At 47.8% G+C, this 22,460-nt stretch carries 25 protein-coding genes; 21 read left to right on the forward strand and 4 right to left on the reverse strand.

Features of this window, described 5'->3' with window-relative positions; translation table 11 throughout:
* The first annotated feature begins 34 nt into the window (after positions 1-34).
* The 8 genes from B5066_RS05835 (at position 35) to B5066_RS05870 (ending at position 7,625) form a co-directional block, all read left to right on the forward strand.
* Positions 35-1,261, forward strand: coding sequence for an ABC transporter substrate-binding protein (locus B5066_RS05835; RefSeq protein ID WP_079475076.1), 1,227 nt, complete (start codon positions 35-37; stop codon positions 1,259-1,261).
* The gene (locus B5066_RS05840; protein WP_179124040.1) at positions 1,248-2,096 is read left to right on the forward strand and encodes an ABC transporter permease; all 849 of its coding nucleotides are present in this window, start codon (positions 1,248-1,250) and stop codon (positions 2,094-2,096) included. The genes B5066_RS05835 and B5066_RS05840 overlap by 14 nt, the downstream gene beginning before the upstream one ends.
* Position 2,097: 1 nt before the next feature.
* Complete coding sequence (locus B5066_RS05845; RefSeq protein ID WP_079475004.1) at positions 2,098-2,886, forward strand: ABC transporter permease; 789 nt, start codon at positions 2,098-2,100, stop codon at positions 2,884-2,886.
* 12 nt (positions 2,887-2,898) lie between these two features.
* Positions 2,899-3,819, forward strand: a complete 921-nt coding sequence (locus B5066_RS05850; protein ID WP_079475005.1) for an ABC transporter ATP-binding protein — start codon at positions 2,899-2,901, stop codon at positions 3,817-3,819.
* A 98-nt stretch (positions 3,820-3,917) separates the two neighbouring features.
* Positions 3,918-4,523 (forward strand): CDP-alcohol phosphatidyltransferase family protein, encoded by a 606-nt coding sequence (locus tag B5066_RS05855; protein WP_079475006.1) that lies wholly within the window; start codon positions 3,918-3,920, stop codon positions 4,521-4,523.
* Entirely contained in the window at positions 4,510-5,943 is a 1,434-nt protein-coding gene (locus tag B5066_RS05860; protein WP_179124041.1) for a dihydrolipoyl dehydrogenase family protein, read from the forward strand. The genes B5066_RS05855 and B5066_RS05860 overlap by 14 nt, the downstream gene beginning before the upstream one ends.
* Positions 5,944-5,967: 24 nt before the next feature.
* The gene (locus B5066_RS05865) at positions 5,968-7,065 is read left to right on the forward strand and encodes an NAD(P)/FAD-dependent oxidoreductase (RefSeq protein ID WP_179124042.1); all 1,098 of its coding nucleotides are present in this window, start codon (positions 5,968-5,970) and stop codon (positions 7,063-7,065) included.
* A 182-nt stretch (positions 7,066-7,247) separates the two neighbouring features.
* Positions 7,248-7,625, forward strand: coding sequence for a hypothetical protein (locus B5066_RS05870; protein WP_079475009.1), 378 nt, complete (start codon positions 7,248-7,250; stop codon positions 7,623-7,625).
* On the opposite strand, the gene B5066_RS05875 is transcribed toward B5066_RS05870, so the two are convergent.
* Positions 7,558-9,156 (reverse strand): peptide chain release factor 3, encoded by a 1,599-nt coding sequence (locus B5066_RS05875; protein ID WP_079475010.1) that lies wholly within the window; start codon positions 9,154-9,156, stop codon positions 7,558-7,560. The two genes, B5066_RS05870 and B5066_RS05875, sit on opposite strands and share 68 nt — an antisense overlap.
* Before the next feature lie 293 nt (positions 9,157-9,449).
* Here B5066_RS05875 and B5066_RS05880 point away from each other — a divergent pair, with 293 nt between their 5' ends.
* Entirely contained in the window at positions 9,450-10,121 is a 672-nt protein-coding gene (locus B5066_RS05880; protein ID WP_079475011.1) for a CAP domain-containing protein, read from the forward strand.
* Positions 10,122-10,219: 98 nt separating this feature from the next.
* Here B5066_RS05880 and B5066_RS05885 read toward each other — a convergent pair whose 3' ends face one another.
* Complete coding sequence (locus B5066_RS05885; RefSeq protein ID WP_079475012.1) at positions 10,220-10,528, reverse strand: winged helix-turn-helix transcriptional regulator; 309 nt, start codon at positions 10,526-10,528, stop codon at positions 10,220-10,222.
* 157 nt (positions 10,529-10,685) lie between these two features.
* On the opposite strand from B5066_RS05885, the gene wrbA reads away from it, so the two are divergent.
* Positions 10,686-11,303, forward strand: coding sequence for an NAD(P)H:quinone oxidoreductase (gene wrbA / locus B5066_RS05890; RefSeq protein ID WP_079475013.1), 618 nt, complete (start codon positions 10,686-10,688; stop codon positions 11,301-11,303).
* Between the two features lie 53 nt (positions 11,304-11,356).
* On the opposite strand, the gene B5066_RS05895 is transcribed toward wrbA, so the two are convergent.
* The gene (locus B5066_RS05895; protein WP_079475014.1) at positions 11,357-12,253 is read right to left on the reverse strand and encodes a GerMN domain-containing protein; all 897 of its coding nucleotides are present in this window, start codon (positions 12,251-12,253) and stop codon (positions 11,357-11,359) included.
* A 361-nt stretch (positions 12,254-12,614) separates the two neighbouring features.
* On the opposite strand from B5066_RS05895, the gene B5066_RS05900 reads away from it, so the two are divergent.
* From B5066_RS05900 to B5066_RS05910, 3 genes are all read left to right on the forward strand, one after another.
* Positions 12,615-13,154 carry an RNA polymerase sigma factor SigX gene (locus B5066_RS05900; protein ID WP_079475015.1) on the forward strand — a complete coding sequence of 180 codons (540 nt, stop codon included), beginning with the start codon at positions 12,615-12,617 and terminating at the stop codon, positions 13,152-13,154.
* Positions 13,151-14,404, forward strand: coding sequence for a hypothetical protein (locus B5066_RS05905; RefSeq protein ID WP_079475016.1), 1,254 nt, complete (start codon positions 13,151-13,153; stop codon positions 14,402-14,404). Before B5066_RS05900 ends, B5066_RS05905 begins: the two co-directional genes overlap by 4 nt.
* A gap of 91 nt (positions 14,405-14,495) precedes the next feature.
* Positions 14,496-14,756 (forward strand): metal-sensitive transcriptional regulator, encoded by a 261-nt coding sequence (locus B5066_RS05910; RefSeq protein ID WP_079475017.1) that lies wholly within the window; start codon positions 14,496-14,498, stop codon positions 14,754-14,756.
* 354 nt (positions 14,757-15,110) lie between these two features.
* Here B5066_RS05910 and B5066_RS05920 read toward each other — a convergent pair whose 3' ends face one another.
* The gene (locus B5066_RS05920) at positions 15,111-15,893 is read right to left on the reverse strand and encodes a rhomboid family intramembrane serine protease (protein ID WP_079475019.1); all 783 of its coding nucleotides are present in this window, start codon (positions 15,891-15,893) and stop codon (positions 15,111-15,113) included.
* Between the two features lie 114 nt (positions 15,894-16,007).
* Here B5066_RS05920 and acpS point away from each other — a divergent pair, with 114 nt between their 5' ends.
* The 8 genes from acpS (at position 16,008) to B5066_RS05960 (ending at position 22,425) form a co-directional block, all read left to right on the forward strand.
* The gene (gene acpS / locus B5066_RS05925) at positions 16,008-16,391 is read left to right on the forward strand and encodes a holo-ACP synthase (protein WP_079475020.1); all 384 of its coding nucleotides are present in this window, start codon (positions 16,008-16,010) and stop codon (positions 16,389-16,391) included.
* Positions 16,372-17,910, forward strand: a complete 1,539-nt coding sequence (locus tag B5066_RS05930) for an NAD(P)H-hydrate dehydratase (RefSeq protein ID WP_179124043.1) — start codon at positions 16,372-16,374, stop codon at positions 17,908-17,910. Before acpS ends, B5066_RS05930 begins: the two co-directional genes overlap by 20 nt.
* A gap of 18 nt (positions 17,911-17,928) precedes the next feature.
* The gene (alr, locus tag B5066_RS05935; RefSeq protein ID WP_079475022.1) at positions 17,929-19,080 is read left to right on the forward strand and encodes an alanine racemase; all 1,152 of its coding nucleotides are present in this window, start codon (positions 17,929-17,931) and stop codon (positions 19,078-19,080) included.
* Between the two features lie 105 nt (positions 19,081-19,185).
* Positions 19,186-19,473, forward strand: a complete 288-nt coding sequence (locus tag B5066_RS05940) for a CopG family ribbon-helix-helix protein (RefSeq protein ID WP_079475023.1) — start codon at positions 19,186-19,188, stop codon at positions 19,471-19,473.
* Positions 19,474-19,776: 303 nt separating this feature from the next.
* A complete protein-coding gene (locus B5066_RS05945; RefSeq protein ID WP_079475024.1) occupies positions 19,777-20,622 on the forward strand; it encodes an STAS domain-containing protein in 846 nt (281 codons plus the stop codon).
* A gap of 4 nt (positions 20,623-20,626) precedes the next feature.
* Positions 20,627-20,983 carry an STAS domain-containing protein gene (locus B5066_RS05950; RefSeq protein ID WP_022792604.1) on the forward strand — a complete coding sequence of 119 codons (357 nt, stop codon included), beginning with the start codon at positions 20,627-20,629 and terminating at the stop codon, positions 20,981-20,983.
* Between the two features lie 2 nt (positions 20,984-20,985).
* Entirely contained in the window at positions 20,986-21,399 is a 414-nt protein-coding gene (locus B5066_RS05955; RefSeq protein ID WP_022792605.1) for an anti-sigma regulatory factor, read from the forward strand.
* Between the two features lie 12 nt (positions 21,400-21,411).
* On the forward strand, positions 21,412-22,425 hold the full coding sequence (locus B5066_RS05960) for a PP2C family protein-serine/threonine phosphatase (RefSeq protein ID WP_079475025.1): 1,014 nt from the start codon (positions 21,412-21,414) through the stop codon (positions 22,423-22,425).
* Positions 22,426-22,460 lie beyond the last annotated feature (35 nt).

The raw sequence follows: 22,460 nt of genomic DNA on the forward strand, positions 1-22,460 counted from the left end.
GTATAGATGTACAGGAGGGGAGAACGTGAAGCGGATGAATTGGAAAGTGATTGCAGCTGTAGGAGCAGTGCTGATAATTTCAGGGTGCGCAGGGGACACGGAGAAGAGCAGGACGTCCTGGGAGGAAGAGAACTGGGGGGATATTGAAGAAGAAGCCGCTGGAACCACTGTGGAATTACATATGTGGGGCGGGGATCAGGGGACTAACGAATACATAGACGAATGGGTGGCTCCGCGTTTAAAGGAGCAGTATGACATTACACTGAACCGGAACCCAATTGAAACCGAAGACGCGCTGCAAAATCTTTATTCTGAAAAAGAAGCCGGAACAGAGGAGGGAACGATGGATATTATCTGGCTGAATGGAGAGAATTTCCGTAACGCAAAAGAAAATGATCTTTTATACGGTTCTTTTGCAGATGCTCTACCGAATGTAAACGATCATATTGATATGGATGCCGATACAAACGCATATGATTTTGGGACCCCGGTTGAAGGAATGGAAGTACCATGGGGATCGGTGCAGTTTACGTTTATGTATGACACTGAAAAAGTCGATGCTCCGCCAAACAGTATTGAAGAGCTGGCCGCCTGGGTGGAGGATAATCCGGGTGAATTCACGTATCCGGAAGCGACAGACTTTACGGGAAACGCATTTCTGCGTCATTTTATATATAATAATGTCGACGCTGAAGAAGTCGTTGAACGGGGATATGACGAAGAATGGATTAATGAACAAAGCAGCAGTATGTGGGAAACGCTTAAAGAAATGGAGCCGAATTTGTGGAGAAACGGAGAAACGTATCCCTCCTCGCTCAGTCAGCTGGACCGTCTTTACCGGGACGGCGAAGTGTCTATGACTATGGGTTACAACGAAGCGAGAGCAGAGAGCCTGGTCCAGAATGGCACTTTCCCGGAAACAACGGACACTTTCGTATTTGAAAACAATTCGATCGGCAACACCCATTATCTATCTATTCCATTTAACAGTACCAATGTGCCCGGGGCAATGGCAGCAATCAATTATTTAGTTTCCCCGGAAGCGCAGCTGCAGAAGCAGGCACCATCGATGTGGGGGGACAGCACCGTGCTTGATCTTGATACGCTCTCCGAGGACATGCGCCAAAAATTCGTTGAACAGGACCGCGGCAGTTCTGTGCTTGATGCTGAAGTGTTAAATGAAGCCTATCAGCCAGAAATGGATGCAGGCTACGTGGAGTGGGCCGAAGACCGTTGGGAAGATGAAATTGTTCAAAGATAAAAGCACACTCATTATGCTTTTGCCAGCGCTTCTTATTACAGCGGGACTTTCTATCTACGCGGTTACAGTACTCTGGATGCGTTTAGGTAAAGAGAATAGTCCCGCAGGCATTCTCCGTGAAATAGTTTCTCTGCCTTCATTCTGGGAAAGCCTTGGCTTCAGCCTTGGAGTGACCGCTGTTTCCGCTGTGCTTTCACTGGGAATTGGCGTTGCGGCGTCCAAATTACTGTTCGGAAAAAAGCGCAGTACGGGCGCAGGTGCACTGTTCTGGGTGCCGATGGCTGTACCTCACTTTGTCGGTGCTTATCTGGTTATCTGGTTTTTTTCGCAAAGCGGGTGGGCAGCGTCGCTTACGCAGCAGCTGGGCCTGATCGATCAACGAACAGAATTTCCAATACTGACGAATGACAGAGGTGGAATTGGGATCATTTTATCCTACGTATGGAAAGAGATTCCCTTTGTCATACTGATGACAGCCCCGGTATATCTTGAAATGAACAATACGGCGAGACAGGCTGTAGCGACGCTTGGCGGCGGCGCGTTCCGTAAATTTAAAGACGCAGAGTGGCCCTATTTAAAAGCGGTCACCCTGGAGACAGGAGTAATCCTGTTTGCATTTGTATTCGGTGCCTTTGAAGTACCTGGATTAGTTGGAGCCACCCGCCCGGAAATGATCGGAGTCACTATTTTCGAATGGTACAGCGGAGGAAACTGGGAGGAAAGACCTTACGCCTACGCGGTATCTGCCTGCATTGGAATCATATTCATCGCTCTTAGTGCCCTTCTAATGTGGTATACCCGCCGTCTGCGGATACGGATATGGAGGAGGGAGTAGCATGAAAGGAAAAAGAAAAATAACCGCGGGGATTTTTGCGTTTTGCTTTGCAGCTCCTTTGCTTGCGCTTGTCCTCCAAAGCTTCGCTGCCGATTGGCCATTTGGCGAGCTCTGGCCGGTGTCCTGGACGCTCGACGGATGGGGTGTGCCCTTTGGGGATCCTCTGCTTGCAGGGGCCTGGCGGCAAACCATTCTCATCGCCCTATGTGTGGCAGCTTTAAACCTGGTCATTGGAGTGCCGGCAGCTAAAGCTCTTGTTGTCCGGGAATTCAGGGGGAAGGAACTGGTCGATGCCATGCTTTTAATTCCCGTCCTTTTACCAATTACTGCACTTGCTGTCGGCCTGCATATCTTTGCTCTGCAAAGCGGTACTGCAAACACGTGGTACGGGGTCGCTTTTTTTCATCTGCTTCCGACGCTCCCTTACACCATTCGCATTATCCGTGCCGGCTATGAACGGATGGGGAGAAGCCAGTATGAACAATCGCGGAGCCTTGGAGGCACGGCTTGGTCCAGGTTTTTGCTGATTGAGCTCCCTCAGATGACTGCCTCTATGCGTGCAGCTGTCTTTTTTGCAGTGGTTATTTCAGTCAGCCAGTTTGCCCTGACTGTTATTATTGGGGGGGGGACCGTTACGACAATGGCAGTATTGTATTATCCGTATACAGACAGTGCGGCCCCGTCAGCCGTCAGCGCCTTTTCCTTAATGACAGCCGCTCTTCCGGCAGCCGCAGCTCTGATTGCTGACGGAGCGCTCAGGCTTAGTACAAAAATTTTAAAATCGTGGTAGGGGTATGGAAATATGGCATATGTATCCGTTCAGAACGGGAGCAAGGTTTATCAGGAAAAGCAGGTGCTCCGAAATATCAATATCGAGCTCGAAGAAGGAGAAAACAGAAGCCTGGTCGGTAAATCCGGCACGGGGAAATCGACGCTTTTACGCTGCATTGCCGGCATTGATACGTTTTCGGGTGGAGTGGTGACCATTGAAGGCACAAAAGTCAATGAGATGCCGGCGGAAAAGCGTCCCATCGTCTTAATGTTTCAGCAGCCGCTGCTGTTTCCTCATTTAACGATTCTGCAAAACGTTACATACGGGCTGAAAATGAAACGAATACCTAAAAAAGAGCGTGTGAAAGCCGGGAGGGAACTGCTCAAAAAAATGGAAATAGCAGAGCTCGAAGGGCTGTATCCGTACCAATGCTCCGGTGGCCAGCAGCAACGGGTGGCTCTTGCACGGGCATTGGCGGTGAAGCCGAAGGTGCTGCTGCTTGATGAACCGTTCTCAAGCTTGGACAGTTATTTGCGCAAAACAATGCGCCGCTGGGTGAAAAAAATACTTGAAGAAGAAAACATCACCTCCATGTTTGTAACCCATGACCGGGAAGAAGCCTTCGATATGGGGGAGAACGTTAGTGTAATGGATGGGGGCGAAGTGATAGAAACAGGGAACAGAGAACAACTGATGCGTGAGCCTGCACGCCGGGAGACCGCTTCGCTGCTGGCAGATGGCTGGTGGTTTTCGGGTAGAGGCTTTGTGCCGGCTGAATCCTTACGGATTACAAAGGAAGCCGGAAACAATTCCTTTGAAGTTGAACCGGGACCTGTAAAGAAACAGTATGGCCTTTGGATCCAGACGTTTTACGAAGCCGGGGGGAGGCAGGCCGTTACGCTTGCTGTGAATGAACCGTTCCACGGAAGGGCATTTGTAACTCCGGCTTGAAAAAAGAGCATTAAAACCATTTATAAAACTGGTTTTGGTTGTCGATTTACGAAAAAAGGGTATGGACACGATATGAATAATATAAATGGGGACCTGCAATGATTGATACACACGCCCGAAAATGGGCAGACCCGGTTATAGACAAAACAGCTGAGTGGTTTCTGCGCCGGCACTGGACAGCCAACCAGGTAACTGTGCTCGCCTTCGGGATCGGCGTTCTTACGGGGCCACTCATTTATTTTAACGTCGGATGGGCAGCTTTTATTTGTTTGTGGATTTCTGGGTTTTTGGATACTGTAGATGGGGCGATGGCAAGAAAAACCAGGCCCTCTGCATTTGGGACAGTGCTTGATATTACGTTCGACCGTCTCGTGGAAGCGAGCGTGCTGCTCGGCCTTGCCTTTCGGTATCCGGATTTAATGTGGCTGCTGCTTCTATTAAGCGTCTCAATTTTATTTTCAATTACTGTGTTTCTCACGGTCGGAAATATGTCGGAACGCAGCGGGGTCAAATCATTTTACTACCAGGCAGGGCTAGCCGAACGAACAGAGGGATTTATTTTATTTTCCATAATGATGCTTTTTCCATCTTTTTTACTATATTCCACTGCTTTATTTCTACTTGTCGAAACATTTACCGCTCTGCAGAGACTGTTGGAAGCAAAACGATTATTAAAGGAGCAGGATGAGAATGCCACAGAGTGACTACGATTTAATTGTACTGGGAGGCGGATCCGGCGGACTGACCGTGGCGTCCGGAGCAGCACAGTTTGGTATGAAGACTGCTCTGGTTGATGATCGAAAAAACCTGGGCGGGGAGTGCCTGCACGCCGGATGTATACCTTCGAAAGCCTTTGTAACCGTCGGAAGAGAAATACAGAACGCCCGAAGAGCGGCAGAAGAGTTTGGCCTGAAAATGAGCGGGGACGCTGATTTCGATCATGTAAAAGAAAGAGTGAGAAACGCGGTAGCCGATGTGCAGGAGCTTGATGACATAAGCGAGTTCGAAGCGCTTGGGATTGACGTATACATGCGGCGCGGGGAATTCATGGACCCGCATCACCTGTACCTTGAAGACGGGAGCGTTATCGGCGGAAAAAGAATCGTTATTGCCACCGGTTCAAGTCCGAACGTTCCTCCTATTGAAAATCTGGAGCTTCTGCCTTACTACACAAACGAAACGATTTTCGAAGCAGAGAAGCTTCCGAAAAAATTAGTATGTGTCGGTGGAGGACCGGTAGGCATGGAGCTTGCCCAGACGCTTGCGCGCATCGGTTCTTCTGTGACGACGGTAGACTCGGGCGATCGTATTTTTTCAAAAGAAGAAAAGGAAATTGCCGAGCGGGCGCAGAAAGAATTAGAGAAGGAAATCCATTTTATTCCTAACAGCCGGGTGGTAAGGCTCGAAGAGGACAACGGGCGCATTTACGCAGTCACAGAAGGAGAAACCGAACGGAGAATAGAAGCGGATGCTCTTTTGCTTGCAGCGGGACGTGTCCCAAACACGAACAACATAGGATTAGAAAAAGCAGGTGTGAGGGTAAGGAAAGATAGGAGTATCGATGTCTCAAGCACATTGCAGACGTCTGTCCCTCACATCTATGCGGTTGGCGACGCAAGCGGCGGCTATATGTTTACGCATGCTGCTGGCATGGAAGGCCAAACCGTCGTTTCAAATGCTGTTTTCGGACTGCGCCGGAAAATTAATTATAATGCGCTTCCCTGGGCGTATTATACGGAGCCGGAAATTTTTCATCTTGGCGTTACCGAAGAAGAAGCAAAGCGTCTTGAAGGCGTGGACGCCCGTATTTACCGCATTGAAGGAAAACAGGTGGACCGCTTTCTGGCTGAAGGAGACCCGGCGCCTTTAGTGAAAATCATAACGGACCAAAAAGGGAACATTATCGGGGCGCATGCGGTCGGGCGCCATGCCGCTGACTGGATGCAGCAGGTTACTGCTGCAAAAACATGGAAGAAGAAGCTGCGGTCCTTTTCAAGTATCGTGTATCCGTATCCAGCTCACGGAGATATTGTGAAAAAAGCAGCCGATGAATACTGGCGGGAAGCTTTGTTTAACAGCCCGGTTAACAAGGTACTTAAAAAGTATGTAGCATGGTTTCGGTAATTGAAGAAACAAGGAGGAAATATAGTGACTAAACGAGTAATATTCGTAGGAGCAGGCCATACCCACCTTTCTGTAATAAAAGAATGGAAAAAAAAGAAAAAAAATGTAGAGTGGATTCTTATTTCCCCTGGACAGTACCAGTACTACTCCGGCATGTATTCAGGCTACATGGAGGGACGTTACGCCATTGAGGACATTCGTGTTCCGCTCCGCTCATTCTGTAATGAAAATGGCGGCACGTTTGTTTCGGCCAAGGTTACTTCCATAGATCCCGAGCAGAATATCGTTTTGACCAATGCAGGTAAGGTAATGCATTTTGATTATCTTTCTGTAGACATTGGAGCACAGCCGAAGGGGCTTGAGATTCCACATGTGAAAAAGCATGCGGAGGTTTTAAAGGCAAATGAAAACTTCTCGGAAGCAGTGGAAAGCGTTCGTACAAGCCATCATCCGGTTATTGTCGGAGGCGGCTATGCAGGGGTCGAAATGGCGTTTACCACGCAGGCATGGAGAAACAAAAACAAGTTCCAGTCCCCGGTAAAAATCATTTCGGGCAGTAAGCTGCTCCCTGAAGATACAGATGAAACGCGCCAGCAGGTGTACGATCTTCTTGATAAAAGAGGGATTGAGTACTTCGAGAACGAAGAAGTGCACCAGGTGACAGACCGCACGGTGGAAACCGATTCCCTGTCCTTTCCATATGAAGATTTATTATGGATGACCGGTCCAAAAGCACCTGCCTGGTTTGAAGCATCCCGTCTTCCGGTGGACAGCGAAGGCTATCTGCTCGTCAACGAACATCTGCAGTCGGTAGCATACCCGCAAATATTCGGGGTTGGAGACTGTGTCACAATTGCCGGCCATGAAGATATCCCGAAAAACGGAATATCAGCTGTCAAAGAAGCCCCTGTGCTTCTCGAAAACATTAAGCGTTCCCTAAAAGGAAAAAAGCTGACGAAGTATTCACCACAGAAAAATTATATGGCTATTCTGAACCTTGGACGCAAGCAGGGACTGATGATTTACGGTGATAAAACCCGCCTGGGCAAAGCACCTTTTAAAATCAAGCACCGGATCGATAAAAAATTCATCAAAGAACTACAGCCATCAAGAAAAGCGTAGTCCCGCGTTTCAGGAGACTTATCCGGCTGGCCTGTTCCCTGGCTGGACTTGGCCAGAGCCAAGGAAGCCAGGGCAGCCAACGGAATAAGCGACTGCGGGACGAAGCTGGCCAGGAAGAAAAGCGTAAAAAGCCGGGGAGTGGCGCGGGATCTGGAAGCTCTTTTGCCAAGTGGTACTTTCACTTGGAAAGAAGAGCTGAAGAGACCTGCCGCCACTGGCTTCTGAAGCTGGACAGAGAAAAGCGTAGATGCCCGTTCAGCCGCGACAGGCACTTCCCGGCCGTGCAGAGCAGCCTGCTGCTCGGAATCGGACGGAAAGTGATCCCGAGCGGTTGGGCATCGAAGCTGGCCAAAAAGAAAAGCGTAGATGCCCGGTCAGCCGCGCCAGAGGAAAGCGTACGTTCCTATTGCAGGCACGTGCATGATGAAATTAAAAATGAATTGGATAACAAAAGCGGACTGCCAGTTAAAAAGGCAATCCGCTTTTTCATTCTTACGTTGTTTGGCTGGAAACAAAATAGGAATTTTCATGGAATGAAATATCAGGATATTTGTCTTTAGCCATGTTTAACTGAAATTCATTTTCAAACAAGGCAACCAGGCGATCGTTTCGGTCGAGAGCGAGATTTTTTTGTTTCCTGGTAAAGGTATTAAGTGCCTCGGCAGGTCCGTCCACCCACCTGGCGACCGACAAAGGAAGATTTTCCATTTTAATATGGGCGTTATACTCATTATTCAGCCGGTGCTCGAGTACTTCGAACTGAAGCACGCCGACAACGCCGACAATCTGCTGCTCCGGCACCCGCTGATACGTTTTGAACAGCTGAATGGCACCTTCCTCGGTTAACTGCTGGAGGCCTTTTTCAAATGATTTATGCTTCATCGCGTCTTTCACAGAAATGGAAGCAAAATGTTCTGGTGAAAAGTGAGGCATCTCTTCAAAAGAAAATGTGCCTGCTTCTGCAAGTGTGTCGCCAATCCGGAAGGTACCCGGATCATACAGGCCGATAATATCACCGGCATAGGCCTCCTGGACAATGCTGCGGTCCTTGGCGAGAAACTGGGTCGGCTGGTGCAGCTTCATGTTTTTGCCTATGCGGACGTGATTCACCTGCATGCCCGGGGAATACTTACCGGATGTGATTCTCATAAATGCGATCCGGTCGCGGTGTTTCGGATTCATATTTGCCTGGATTTTAAAAATAAAGCCGGAAAAATTGTCACTAATAGGGGAAACGAACCCCTGATCGCTTTCCCTTCCTACGGGAGCTGGCGTCCATTCCATGAAATACTCGAGGAAATTCTGCACACCGAAGTTCGAAACGGCACTTCCGAAGAAAACAGGAGTCAGTTCGCCGCTTTTGATCCGCTCTTCGTCATACTCATCCCCGGCCACATCGAGAAGCTCGATTTCCTCCTGAAAAGCAGACAACAGCTGCGGATCAATGCGCTCTTTTAATATAGGATCGTCAGTACCGTTCACGTAAACAACTTCCGTCTGGGAAGGCGAGTCTGGATTGAACCATTCCACTTTTTTGGCGTGGCGATCGTAGATGCCGTGAAAGTCCTGGCCCATGCCGATCGGCCAGTTCACAGGGTAGGAGCGGATGCCGAGAATGTCTTCCATCTCTTCCATCAGCTCGAATGGGTCCCGTCCCTGACGGTCGAGCTTATTGATAAATGTGAAAATCGGAATACCTCTCATGCTGCAGACTTTAAACAGTTTTTTCGTCTGCGCCTCGACGCCTTTCGCTGCATCAATAAGCATGGTCGCCGAATCGGCAGCAGTCAGCGTACGGTACGTATCCTCGCTAAAATCTTCGTGGCCGGGGGTGTCGAGGATGTTGATACGGTGGCCTTCGTAGTTAAATTCCATCACAGAGCTTGTAACGGAGATGCCGCGCTGCTTTTCGATTTCCATCCAGTCACTAGTCGCATGACGCTGGTTTTTCTTTCCTTTAACGCTTCCTGCTTCGCGGATGGCGCCCCCAAAGTACAGGAGTTTTTCCGTTAAGGTTGTTTTCCCGGCGTCCGGGTGCGAAATAATGGCAAACGTCTTTCGGGATTCGATTTCGTTTTTCCATGTAGCCATTCGTTATATCCATCCTTCGTTTAAATTTGCTGATCGTCTAGCCGCGTTCGTAAGCACTCTTCCTATCTTAATAGATAAGCTTAGTTTTCGGCAACAATGAGCAGGGTAAAAGAAAAGTGGTGAGTACGTTATGTCAGGGAAGTTTTTCATTTAATTAATGTAAAATGTAGGACAATAGCCGCAATAATTTGTAAAATTCGTTGGAAATGTTTATTTTCAAGAAATTAATGGTAAAATTTTAATATAACGCTATCATTTATTTAGTTATCTATCATTTATAAGAGGTGAATGACATGAGATTTAAAAGAACAGCCGTCGTCGGTGCTCTGTCAGCAACACTTATTTTCCCATTGACCGCTCTCGGGCAGGATACATACATTGTAGAGTCCGGAGATACGTTAAATACGATTGCACAGGAGCACGGGGTGAGCGTAGAGGCGCTTATGGAAGAAAACAGCAACATTCAGAACCCTAATGTGATTAATGTAGGCCAGAGCATTGCTATTCCTGGAAGCGAAAGCAGTTCTTCATCAGAAAGCAGTTCAGCTGAAACCTCAGAGGCTGTTTCCTCCCAAAGCGAATCTGAGTTTGAACAGGAAGTGGTCCGTCTGACAAACGAAGTACGTGCAGAAAATGGACTTGAACCGGTAGAAGCGGACAGCTCCCTGCAAAGTGTAGCGGACGCGAAGTCCCAGGACATGATTGAGAATGATTATTTTGCTCATGAAAGTCCGACATACGGCAGCCCTTTCGAAATGATGCAGGAGTTCGGCGTAAGCTATGATGGCGCTGGTGAAAACATTGCAGCCGGACAGGATACGCCACAGGACGTTGTAGATGCATGGATGGATTCTCCGGGACACCGCGACAACATTCTAAACCCTGATTTCACTCATATCGCCATAGGCTATGAGGAAGGCGGCGAATACGGACAGTATTGGACGCAGATGTTTTTGGAAAAATAAAGAATAAAGGTGAAGCGGCTGCCGGCGGGCGGCCGCTTTTTGTGGTGCGCGTCATGACAAAAAGCAGGATTTTCTGTTTGAAAAGAGCCTGCTTTTTATTAAACCCATACCTCAGCCCAGTTTTGGATCGCATTAATGACCGGCTCGAGATTTTTTCCTTTATTCGTTAGCTGGTATTGGACACGCACGGGTTTTTCCGGGAAAACGCTGCGCTCTACAATTCCCTTTTCTTCGAGCTCCTTCAACCGCTCTGTAATCAATCGGTCGCTCATATCGGGAATTTCTTTTTTAATATCCTTAAAGCGGAGCGGTCCCTGAAGAAGCACCAGGATCAACAGGCCCATCCATTTTTTACCGAGCAGTTCCGCTGCAAATTCGTATTTAGGGCAGATGGAAGTCTTCTGCATAATAGTTCACCTCTTTATGAACATAGTACCACAAAATCGTTGTTTCGTAGAGGAGGGGGAGGGGTATAGCCTGTAGGGTGAGTTGACAGTACGAATATTTTCATGTACTTTCGAAAAGTAAGTAACTTTACAAATACAAGTAATAGAGGTGTTGTCAGTGAGCAAAGTATTGGTACCATTTTACAGTGCGTACGGGCATATACATGAAATGGCAAAGGCAGTAGCAAAAGGCGCGGAAGAAACCGGAGCCGAAGTACGGGTCGTAAGAATTCCCGAATCGCAGATGGCTAAAGAGGGCATGTCCACACAGGAGGCCTACGTAGAGGCACAAAATAAACAGGCGGACATTCCTGAAGCTACAACGGATGATCTCGTATGGGCCGACGGCGTTGTTTGGGGTATTCCGACACGCTTTGGCAACATGCCGGCCCAGGTGAAGCAGTTTATGGACGCAGCTGGAGGCCTTTGGGCGAATGGGTCCCTTGAAGGCAAGGTAGCCGGAATCTTTACGAGCACAAATACGGCTCATGGCGGCCAGGAAACGACAATTATTACATCGATCGTTCCGCTTCTTCATTTCGGCTTCATTTTCGTCGGTCTTCCTTATGGAGAGAATCCGGAAATGACTGAGCGCGAATTTGTCGGTGGAACGCCGTACGGTGCTTCTACGCTTGCCGGCCCCGATGGAACCCGGATGCCAAGCGAAGGCGAATTGACAATGGGCGGCCGTTTAGGCGCCCGGGTGGCAAAAGTGGCAGAGAAGCTGAGCACTTAACAGAGATCAAAAAAAGCGTCCGCATATGCGGGCGCTTTTTTATATACATGGCGTTAGTTACTGCCGTAAAGGTCAGACGGGTCTTTTGCTTCAATAGGCTGGTCAATTTCCCGGTGACCGTAAAAGTCTGTAACGACTTCGCCATCAATGAGAATCTGCGTTTGGCCGTATCCGAACTGGTCCATCAAAGCTGACAGTTGTTCTACAAAAGCAAGCTCAAGCGTACTTCCAACTGTAGTAGCCTCAAGCACAGAGGGTTCAAAGGAAACATAGGCGGTATTGCCTTTAAATTCAACAAACTGCACTTCTGTTTCCACTGGAAGCGGGCTCACCGCGTTTTCTGTTTCAGGGCCGTCGAGCCATGCCTGCACAGCTTCAAACGGCAGGTCGTTTTCCGTTGCTGCTTCGAGGCTGCGGGTTTCAGAAATCGTCTCCATTAAATCGCTGTCGAGGTAATAAACAGTCACTTCCTCTGTTACTCCCTCTTCTTCGTCAGAAGCTGGAGCGCTGTTTGTTTCCGCATTAGCATCTTCGGAAGCCTCAGCAGACTCTTCAATGGCTTCCTCTTCGCTCTTGGCTGTGTCGTCAGAAGCACTTTCTTCTGTCGCGTTATCTTCAGGCGAGGCATTTTCTAATGAAGCCTCTTCGTTGGAGGTATCTGAAGAATCTACGCTTTCCTTTTCATTTTCTGTGGCGTTTTCTTCTGTAGAGGAGCTATCTTCAGTGGAATTGTCGGATTCTGTCTCTTCATCAGCTTCGGAAGCTGTTTCTTTGTCTGCCTGTTCTTTATTTTCTTGGCTTTCTTTTTCCTCTTCTTTTCCATTGGCTTCAACAGAAGCCGTCTCGGATGTGTTTTCATTGTTTTCCGTGTTTTCATTGTTTGCGGTTCCGCAGGCGCTGAGAGTAATAATGGCTGTGGCAGCAATTGCTAAAAATGAGAATCGTTTCATGGAATCCCCCCGGTCAAATATTAAATTTAGTTTACAAATAATACAATGTTGTTACATAATTATACCATGTTTTGAAATAAAGAAAGGTTCAAATCCCTTAAAGGAAGATAAACAGGACTTTACTAATGTTAAATCCGAATGCGTCAGCATCAGTGGGTTTTTCAGAAAAAACTGTGAAAATGCTATAATAGTGCGAAGTATTTTGCTAATATCTTATGAGGCATCAGCAGAAGAATTAAATTTTGAATATACATAAAAAGAAAACGAGTGGAAACGTAATCCCTTTTTCCACTATCTATTAATAAAATTACCGGTGTAACTAATACAGACAGGGAACGTCTACATTAAGGAAGTGTTCATCATGCATGATGAGTTTGAAAGGCTATATGAACAATATCATCACTCCCTTTTCCAATACTTATTTTATATGGTCCGGGATCGTGAAACGGCAGAAGAACTGGTCCAGGAAGTTTATATTAAAGTTCTGCATTCCTTTGATACGTTTGAAGGTAAAAGCAGTGAAAAAACATGGCTTTATTCTATCGCCAGGCATGTTGGCATAGACTGGATCCGCAAGCAGAATAGAAAAAAGCGGAAATGGCTGGGCGTGCTTGGCCCTCTGTCAAAAGAAGAAATGCGGGACCCGGCGCCGCTTCCAGACGAAATTCTAACTGCCAAAGACGATGTGCGTGAAATTTACGAATGCATGAAAGCATGCTCGGCGGATCAGCGGCAGGTGCTTATGCTTCGTTACGTGGAATCGCTCTCGATCAAAGAAGCAGCCGAAGTGCTCGGATGGTCGGAAAGTAAGGTGAAAACGACACAGCACCGGGCCGTGAAAAAGATACAGGACTTAATGGAAAACAGGGAAAACTTAGAAGAAAGGAGGGCAGGAGATTGAAGAAGCATAATCGTTCCAGGGAACGGATTGAACATTCATTAAAGCAAATGCCCCGGGTGCAGGATAAACGGTCCAAAAATGAAATCTATCATAATATTCAGGATCGGCTGGATTCGAAAAAAAGACACCGCACGCACCGGCGATGGCCGGCTCCAGTTTTCACCTCGGCGGCAATCCTCTTACTCGCGATACTTATCGTTCCGGGAATATGGTGGACTTCGAATCAGACAGCTTCCCCTTCTCAGGAAGAAAACGCTGAAGACGAGAATGAAACTGGAGATTCAGAGTCAACCGAACGTCAGGAATCGGAAAATACAGATGAAGATGCTTCAGACAGCACCGGCGATGAAGAATCTGTGCCTGCAGAAAGCAACACCGAAGAAGAAGGATCCCCAGAGATCCAGGAAAACACGGAGGAGAGCGGAGAAGTGCCGGCCGGATATGTATCGGCGCTTACAAAGGAAGAAAGCAGCAGCGGTGTAAATGCTGTAACTATTCCTTTCGAAAGTATGGAGGGGTCAGTCATTGTCCCTTTGACGTTTGTGGCGGAAACAGATCTGAAGAATCTTTTGAGTTACATTACTGAAGAAATCGATGGTAATGACTTTGGGCTCGGGCCTGCGGTGACAGAAAAAGTTTCGTGGAAAGATACTGATAATGGCAGGCTCGAAGCAGCAGTGTCCTCTGAAACTACAAATGTGGAAGCCGGCCAGATTGAGCGGGGTATTGAAGAGCTTGCCCGTTATTTAGGAGAAGAAGGTATAGCGGTATCAAATATATCCACTGAAGACAATGAAGATGAAGAAATAGAGGCGGGGGACATCGAGCAGAATCGCGGCTACTATTTATATGATGTAAACGAATCCTCTTACTTGGTAACCGGTGAAGGGGCCGGCGTTTCTACGACGAATGGGAACGGTTCTCTTCTTTCCCTGGAGGAAACACTGGTAAAGATGAATGAAGGGCCTGAAATCTCCGAAGTGAGGGCCCCCATTCCCGCTTCTCTTACTGTGGGGAATGTAGAAGAGGAGGGTGAATCAGTCACTATCAGCCTGGCAGGGTCTCTTGAAGATACGTCTGCGGAAGTGCAGCAGGCGATGATGGATGCGGTTGGGCTTGCGGCTGCTGATTTTGGATATGATTCTATAGAGTTTATTTCTGAGAGCAGTGAACCAATCGGGGAGGTGCCGCTCAATCAGAGATGGGAAGTTCCTTCGGCTCCTAATACGATGAATTGGAAAGCCGGCTGACTCTAAATTTGTTATAAGGTATAGGAAACTTCTAATTATTTCATGTATAATGACGAGGGATATTTTGAATACATTGGAGGCTGCTTAAATCATGGAATATGATTCAAATATTAAAAATAGACTTCGCCGCGTTGAAGGGCAGGTGCGGGGTGTCCTTCGGATGATGGAAGAGGGCGAAGACTGCCGGAGCACTGTAGGGCAGATGTCAGCGGCACGTTCAGCGATGGATCGTGCGATCGGTGTAATCGTCAGTGAAAACCTGGAACAGTGCATGCGGGAGCAAATGGAACGTGGAGAAGACACGAACGAATCTGTACAGGAAGCCATCAATCTGCTCGTAAAGAGCAGGTGACGAAAAAGAGGCCACTTCACTGCGGGAAGGGCCTCTTTTCTATCTGGCGCAGGCGCTGATACATAGGTGGAAATATGGTTTCCCGCGTTACTGTTCGGCTTCTTCTGCTTTTCTATGTCCAGCTTCAGAAGCCAGTGACGGCAGGTCTCTTCAGCTCTTCTTTTCAAGTGAAAGAGCCACTTGTCAAAAGAGCTTCCAGATCCCGTGTCACTGTTCAGCCTCTTCCGCTTTTCTTCTTGTCCAGCTCCAATGCCCCCCTCTCGGGATTACTTTCCGTCCGACTTCGAGCAGCAGGCTGCTCTGCGCGGCCGGGAAGTACCCTTCGCGGCTACCAGGGCATTTCCGCTTTTCTTTCTACATCAAAGCTGTGATGACGAGCTGAAGCACACGAAGAAATACGGCTCCTACTATAATGTAGGCGATAATCAGGGCAATCCGTTTCCCTGCTTTCTGGGCAGTTACTGCCCGGATCTTCCGTCGCGGCCTGAGTATATCGGAAGAAGGCCCGTAGCCGTGAGAAAAATAAAAAGGAACAACTTTTTTTAAAAAGAGAGGGATCAGCCCGAACCCGGCAACAAATCCAAACAAGTGCGCCCATATGTTGACCCCGGAATTTAACAGAGTGAACACCATGCCTATCACAAGCAGGACAACAACTATCTGGGCACTTGAAGGGTCAATTAGGTGCCGGCGGTTCATCATAATAAATACATACGCACCAAACAGTCCGTAAATGGCGCCCGAGGCACCAAGGTGTGACAAATAGAGCCCGCCAAAAAACAGCGTGGCAATATTTCCAATGACCCCGGCTGTTAAGTAAAATGCCAGAAATTTGAGGCGGCCGAGCATGAATTCGAGAGGCGGTCCGAAAAGCAGCAGGGCAAAAGAGTTGAAAATCACATGACCGAATGACGTATGTAAAAACACCGGAGTAAGAAGACGCCAGTACTCTCCGCTCTGAATAGCGAAGTTGTTGCCTACCATCAAATAATAAATCACTTCCCCGAAAGGAATAAGGCCGTTTGTCAGGGCAGAAAGATTCACCCAGCAAAATAACAGCAGATGGATCACCAGTATAATAGAGATTACAGGGTAGCGCCTTAAAAAAGTAGAAAAAGTCTCATGGCGGATAAACAAGTGGGTTAATCCCCTTTCTGGTAACGGGTATACCAAGGTGTATAAGTATATACGGCCAGTGTAGCACGAATAAATAAAGGAATACACGAAAAGCGTTGCGGGAAGGGGAAGTGTATGATTAAGGGAATCGGCATAGACATTATTGAATTAGAGCGGATCGAACGCTCTCTAAAACAGAAAAAATTTTTGCCGCGAATTTTAAATGAGCAGGAATTAATAGCCTCCGAGCGGCTTTCCGGCAAACGACTGGTAGCATTCACAGCGGGGAGGTTTGCCGCTAAGGAAGCATTTGTCAAAGCAGCGGGAACTGGTATTTCTGCAGAGACAGGATTTCACGATATTACGGTGAGTAACGGAAGGAAAGGAGAGCCGCTGCTCCGCTGCAGGGGCTATGAAGCGTATACGATACACGTATCCATCAGCCATTCGCGGGACAGTGCAGTTGCCCAGGTTATTATTGAAGAAAGGAGTGAAGGATATGCAGATCGTAACGAGTAAAGAGATGCAGCAGCTCGACCAATACACGATTGAAACAATTGGAATGAAAGAAGAGCTATTAATGGAAAACGCTGGACGTGCAGCAGCAGATGAGATTCATAAGATGCACTCTGAAGCGCATACGGCCGTTATTTTTGCCGGGAAGGGAAACAACGGTGGTGATGGCTTCGTTATCGGGAGAAATCTTTCGTCCCTTGGCTGGAACGTCAGCGTGTATTTGCTGGCCGCAGAGGACGCCCTTTCTGGAGGCGCACTGTACCATAAAAATTTATACTGTGCCTGTGGTCTTCCGATGACGGCAGGTACCGGCATCCCTGAACCAGATTCGCCGGAAGAAGGGGTCATTTATATTGATGCCATGCTCGGTACGGGAATTCATGGAGAGCTGAAGGAGCCTTTTTATTCTACAGCCAGATGGCTGAACAGCATAAAAGCACCAGTTACAGCGGTGGATATTCCTACCGGCGTGCCGGCAAATGAGGAAGAATTGCCCGAAACAGCTGTAATGGCAGATACCACGGTAGTTCTTGAAGCTCCTACGTTGAGCACGTACCTGTATCCGGCGAGGCATTATTACGGAGAGATCCGGACTGTGTCGATAGGCGTGCCGAGAATCTCATGGGAAACATTGAACCAGAAAAGACAGACGTGGGAGGCAGACGACGCAGCTAAAAGTTTGCCGGAACGGACGCAGGAGTCCCATAAGGGCGATAACGGCAAAGGGCTGCTTATAGCAGGGGCTTATAATATGCCCGGCGCGCCGGCCATCGCTTCGAATGCCTGCCTGCGTTCGGGTATCGGGCTTCTGACCACCAGTGTACCGGAGTCTGCGTTGACAGCGGTCGCTTCTCACGTGCTCGAGGCAACATATTTTCCGCTGGCTGAAACGAAAAACGGGCAGGTGGCTGACCTGCAGCATACCCCATTCCCGTGGGCCAGCATGGACGGCGTTGCAGCCGGTTCAGGGCTGGGAAGGACGGACAGCACAAAAGTATTAACGAGAAGGCTGTTGACTGAGACACAAATCCCGCTTGTACTAGATGCAGACGGTCTTTATTTTCTCCCGGAGCTTGAAGAGGAAATGACCAACAGAGAGTCTCCGTTGATTTTGACGCCCCACCCCGGTGAAATGGGCCGGCTGACTGGCCTTTCCCCAAAAGAAATCAATGCGGAGCGGTTTACAGTTTCGCGCAATTACGCACGTGAATTTGGCTGCTACGTCGTGCTTAAAGGGCCAAATACGATTATTACTACACCTGAAGGCAGACAATACGTGAGTACGAGTGGCAGTAGTGCTCTTGCCAAGGGAGGCTCTGGCGATGCACTGACCGGAATTGTGCTTGCTATGATGCTTCAGGCCCCCACGGTGGAACAGGGCGTCTGTAATGCAGTTTATATTCACGGTTTAGCTGCAGAAATGGCGACAGCAGAAGGGGTATCGGATTATTCTTTTACTGCATCCAATTTGATCGATTATCTGCCGAAAGCAATTGCTTTCATCCAGTCACAAAAGAAATGATAGAAAAGAGGAATCATCATGGCTTTTTCCAGCGAATCCTACCGGGATACTTGGGCAGAGATTAATACAGAAAATATTAAATACAACGTCCGTGAAATACGGAAGCTCCATGCAGTGGACGTAGCCGTAATGGCCGTAGTTAAAGCAGATGGATACGGGCACGGCGCAGCAGCGACCGCTTTGGCCGCAGCAGAGGCAGGGGCTTCTTATTTTGGCGTAGCCCTTCTCGAAGAAGCACTCGAACTGCGGGAGGCTGGTATAGAGCTGCCGATTCTCGTACTCGGAAGAACGCGTCCGCAGGATGCCCCAGTGGCTGCCCGCAATGGTATCCGGCTCACGGTCTTTCAGGAAGAGTGGCTTAAAGAAGCTTCCAAGTATGCTTCCGGGGAATCGCTTTTAATTCATATGAAGGTGGATACTGGCATGGGACGTTTAGGATTGAGGGAAGATAGCGAAATTGCTTCTTTTCTGGACGCTGCAGCCCAGAATCCTTCTGTAGAGCTGGAGGGGATGTATACGCATTTTGCTACTGCTGATGAGCTCGAAACCACTTATTTTGAACAGCAGTACGCCCGATTTTCCCGGGTCGTCGACCTGGTACAGCATCTTGGACGTTCTCCCAGGCTGATTCATTGTGGCAACAGTGCGGCAGCTATGCGTTTTCCCGAGCATTGCTTTAACATGATACGCTTCGGTATTTCCATGTATGGATTGACCCCAGCGGAGAACATTACTGAACATCTTCCTTTTACGCTTAAAGAAGCATTCACACTTCACAGCCGCCTGACTCAGGTGAAAGAAGTGCCGCCGGGCACAAGTATCAGCTATGGGGCAACCTATACCTCCGTGGAAAATGAATGGATTGGCACGGTGCCTATCGGTTATGCCGATGGCTGGCTGCGGGCGCATGCTGAAAATCAAGGCGAGGTACTGGTAGATGGATACCGCGTGCCTATTGTCGGCCGTATCTGCATGGATCAGATGATGGTACGGCTGCCTCATGAAGTTCCAGTGGATACGGAAGTAACGCTGATTGGCAGTCAGAGAGAGGAAACGATCAGCGTCACGGAAGTAGCCAGTCGTCTCGGTACCATTACATACGAAGTTCCCTGCATCATCAGTAAACGTGTCCCCCGGGTATATCCTCCTGATAACAGGCCCGGAGCTTGATTTTATAAAAAACGCGCTTTGCAAACAGCATATAGAAATGCTATGATGAGTTAAGTAATGATTAAGGGATGGTAATCTAAAAGGGTCAACCTGGAGGTGTGTGGAGTGCATCAGAAAAGCACTAAGCAGATTAAGGTCAGCCTGCCTGACTATCTTCTTGACGAACTTGATGGAATGATTGAAGAGGGGCAGCAGAGCTCAAACCGCAACGAGTTTATTCATCAAGCTACGGAGATGTATCTAAAAGAACGCCAACGTCTGGAGTTTCAAGAAGCGATGAAGCAAGGGTACGAAGAAATGAGCAGTATCAATTTAAATATTGCTGCTGAATCATTTCAGGCAGAAACAGAAGTGGATCACTCTTTGAATCGCCGGTTGCTTAGCGGAATCTAAAACACTCGAAATTATATTTCTTTTTTAAGAAACAAAAATTAATAAAAAGCTGCTTGCCTGTCTGTGAAAGGCGGGCAGCTTTTTTATTGTAATAAAGTTTCTTCAGGAGTATATATGAATGTAGCTATAATTGTTTGCGCTAAAGTACTATACATGGAATAATACTAAATAGAGTATGATGGTGTACAGGTGTATCCTTAACAAGCGTCACAATACAAAGTATGCACCAGTCCGGGCAGTAATATATATAACATACCCCGCCTATAAAACGGAAAATGGACAGACTAGATGGAGGAATTTACGATGCATTCATCTGTAGTGCAGGCCATCAATGACCATCAGGAACAGCTGGTCTCCAATTGGAAAAAAGAGATGGCCCGGGTCCAGGAAGAGTATTTTAAAAACTCCCTTCCTGATGATTTAGTATTCACAAACAACGAAGAATTTATTGATGTGCTGTACAGCTCAGTCCGTTTAGAGCGGTCGGAAGCCGAGGGCAAGATTAAGCATTTTGCGGAGCGGCTTATCCAGACCGATTGGCCATTGAGTTATTTTACGCAGGGGATGCAGGCGTTCCGGCGCATCGTTACAGCTTACATTGTTCCATATATTAATAACGCAGAAGAAGACAGCATGAACTTGATTGTAGAAGTGGAAGAATGGGTGGATGCGATCGTGAACCAGCTGGTTGATGATTATTCCGATTCATGGGTGAAAACACTTGAACTGCAGCAGATGGCTTTAAATGAACTTTCTGCTCCTCTTATTCCTGTCTTCGAAAAAGTTAGTGTCATGCCTTTGATAGGAGCGATTGACACCGAGCGGGCAAAGCTCATTATGGAGAATTTGCTCGACGGGATTATTCAGCATCGTTCCCAGGTGGTTTTGATTGATATAACCGGCGTGCCGGTAGTGGATACGATGGTAGCAAACCATATTATTCAAGCCTCTAAAGCGGTAAGGCTGGTAGGAGCGGAGTGTATTTTGGTCGGTATTCGTCCGGAGATTGCCCAGACAATTGTAAACCTGGGCATTGACCTGAGTACCTTTCCGACAAAGAGCAGCCTGCGCAAGGGTATTGAATCAGCGCTTGAATTAACGCAGCGCAAAATGGTCCGAATAGAGCATGGAGCAGAATGGAGGGCATAAGACGATGCGGATTCCAATCTTAAAACTAAGTCACTATTTATTAATTTCAGTGCAGGTAGATTTAGATGATCAAACGGCTCTTCAATTTCAGGAAGATCTGTTAAGCAAAATCCATGAAGAAGGCTCTACAGGGGTAGTAATTGATTTGACCTCTGTGGATATGATCGACTCATTTATCGCTAAAGTGCTGGGCGATGTCGTGGAAATGTCCAACTTAATGGGAGCGAAAGTCGTTTTGACGGGGATTCAGCCGGCAGTAGCGATTACTCTGATAGATATGGGCATTATGCTCGAAGAAGTACCAACAGCGCTAGATCTTGAGCAGGGACTTGAGAAACTTCAACAGGAATTGGAGGGGTAAATATGAGTATCCAATCCAGTGTTGAAGTGCAGACCGAATGGGGAATTGTGTCGGCCAGGCAGGCCGGACGGAATTTAGCCAAGGAAATAGGATTTGGCGGGGTGGACCAGGCGCGAATAACGACAGCCATTTCAGAACTGGCGAGAAACATCTACCTGTATGCTGAAAAAGGGGAAATCGTTATTGAGGCAGTGGAAGAAACCCGGGGAACCCAGAAAAAGAAGGGTATAAAGATTACGGCTAAAGACCGTGGTCCCGGCATTAAGAACATAAGAGAAGTAATGGAAGACGGGTATACTACTTCGGGTGGTTTAGGAGCCGGGCTTCCAGGAGTTAGAAGATTAATGGATGATTTTGACGTTGACTCGGTGATGGAAGAGGGTACAACGATAACGGCAATCAAATGGCTCCGTTAAGGAGGAAAAACATTGGCTGAGTCGAAGGAATTGTTGCATGACCAATATGCAAATATTTTAAGAGCGTATTTAGAGGAACAGAGTGAACAGGGGCTCTATTATGCCCAACAGTTCAGTAAGAGAGTACTTGAGGAACAGATTTCCCCGGAGGAAGTCGTCAGCCTTCACCTGGAGGTACTGGAAGAATTTTTCCCGGAGCTTCCTAAGGGAGCCCATGAATCATTTGAGCTTCTTCTCGAAGTGATGATGGGATACGGCCTTGCCTATCGCGAACATCAGAGCCTTCGTGATAAAACAAAGGAGCTCGAAGCGGAGATCAACGTAGCTGCGAACATGCAGCAGACGTTTCTTCCGGATGAAATCCCGCACGTGAACGGGTTGGATGTAGGGGTTCTAAGTGTACCGGCTTCAAAGATGAGCGGCGACTACTATCATTTTGTTAAAGACGACCATGACTGTGTCGGTCTTGCGATCGCTGACATTATTGGAAAGGGCATACCGGCTGCTTTATGTATGTCTATGATCAAGTACACGATGGACAGCTATCCGGAACAGCGCCTGCAGCCTGGAGCTTTGCTTGAAAACGTAAACCGGGTAGTGGAACAGAACATTGCTTCGAATATGTTTATTACGATGATGTATGGCTCATATGATTCGCGTTCCCATCAGTTTAACTACGCGGGAGCAGGGCACGAGCCCGGTTTCTATTACAAGGCAGCAGAGGATACATTTGAAGAGCTGCATGCCAAAGGCATCGTTCTCGGGATTAAAAGAAATACTAACTATAAGGAATACCAGCTCACGGTGGACCCGGGAGATTTTGTTGTGCTCTTGTCAGACGGCGTAACCGAATGCCGGACCGATGATGGCTTTATTGAACGCGAAGCTATCACACGCCTCATTCGTACGTATCAGCATCTCCCGGCCCAGGAAATTGTAAATCACGTATTTTATGAACTGGAGAGAGCTCAGGGGTTCCAGCTCCGCGACGACTTTACATTGATTATTCTGCGAAGAAATGTTTAAACCGGTTATGATTTGGGAAGAATGAGAAAGATGCA

The organism is Marinococcus halophilus (genome assembly GCF_900166605.1).
GTDB classification, from domain to species: Bacteria; Bacillota; Bacilli; order Bacillales; family Marinococcaceae; genus Marinococcus; species Marinococcus halophilus.

Bases quoted from the DNA above. Each gene is read 5' to 3' on its own strand.
- B5066_RS05855 (WP_079475006.1), top strand. From the start codon at position 3,918: ATGATTGATACACACGCCCGAAAATGGGCAGACCCGGTTATAGACAAA.
- B5066_RS05895 (WP_079475014.1), bottom strand. From the start codon at position 12,253: ATGAAACGATTCTCATTTTTAGCAATTGCTGCCACAGCCATTATTACT.
- B5066_RS05850 (WP_079475005.1), top strand. From the start codon at position 2,899: ATGGCATATGTATCCGTTCAGAACGGGAGCAAGGTTTATCAGGAAAAG.
- acpS (WP_079475020.1), top strand. From the start codon at position 16,008: ATGATTAAGGGAATCGGCATAGACATTATTGAATTAGAGCGGATCGAA.
- B5066_RS05930 (WP_179124043.1), top strand. From the start codon at position 16,372: ATGCAGATCGTAACGAGTAAAGAGATGCAGCAGCTCGACCAATACACG.
- B5066_RS05955 (WP_022792605.1), top strand. From the start codon at position 20,986: ATGAGTATCCAATCCAGTGTTGAAGTGCAGACCGAATGGGGAATTGTG.
- B5066_RS05860 (WP_179124041.1), top strand. From the start codon at position 4,510: ATGCCACAGAGTGACTACGATTTAATTGTACTGGGAGGCGGATCCGGC.
- B5066_RS05900 (WP_079475015.1), top strand. From the start codon at position 12,615: ATGCATGATGAGTTTGAAAGGCTATATGAACAATATCATCACTCCCTT.
- B5066_RS05885 (WP_079475012.1), bottom strand. From the start codon at position 10,528: ATGCAGAAGACTTCCATCTGCCCTAAATACGAATTTGCAGCGGAACTG.
- B5066_RS05845 (WP_079475004.1), top strand. From the start codon at position 2,098: ATGAAAGGAAAAAGAAAAATAACCGCGGGGATTTTTGCGTTTTGCTTT.
- B5066_RS05945 (WP_079475024.1), top strand. From the start codon at position 19,777: ATGCATTCATCTGTAGTGCAGGCCATCAATGACCATCAGGAACAGCTG.
- B5066_RS05835 (WP_079475076.1), top strand. From the start codon at position 35: ATGAATTGGAAAGTGATTGCAGCTGTAGGAGCAGTGCTGATAATTTCA.
- B5066_RS05880 (WP_079475011.1), top strand. From the start codon at position 9,450: ATGAGATTTAAAAGAACAGCCGTCGTCGGTGCTCTGTCAGCAACACTT.
- alr (WP_079475022.1), top strand. From the start codon at position 17,929: ATGGCTTTTTCCAGCGAATCCTACCGGGATACTTGGGCAGAGATTAAT.
- B5066_RS05950 (WP_022792604.1), top strand. From the start codon at position 20,627: ATGCGGATTCCAATCTTAAAACTAAGTCACTATTTATTAATTTCAGTG.
- B5066_RS05875 (WP_079475010.1), bottom strand. From the start codon at position 9,156: ATGGCTACATGGAAAAACGAAATCGAATCCCGAAAGACGTTTGCCATT.
- B5066_RS05910 (WP_079475017.1), top strand. From the start codon at position 14,496: ATGGAATATGATTCAAATATTAAAAATAGACTTCGCCGCGTTGAAGGG.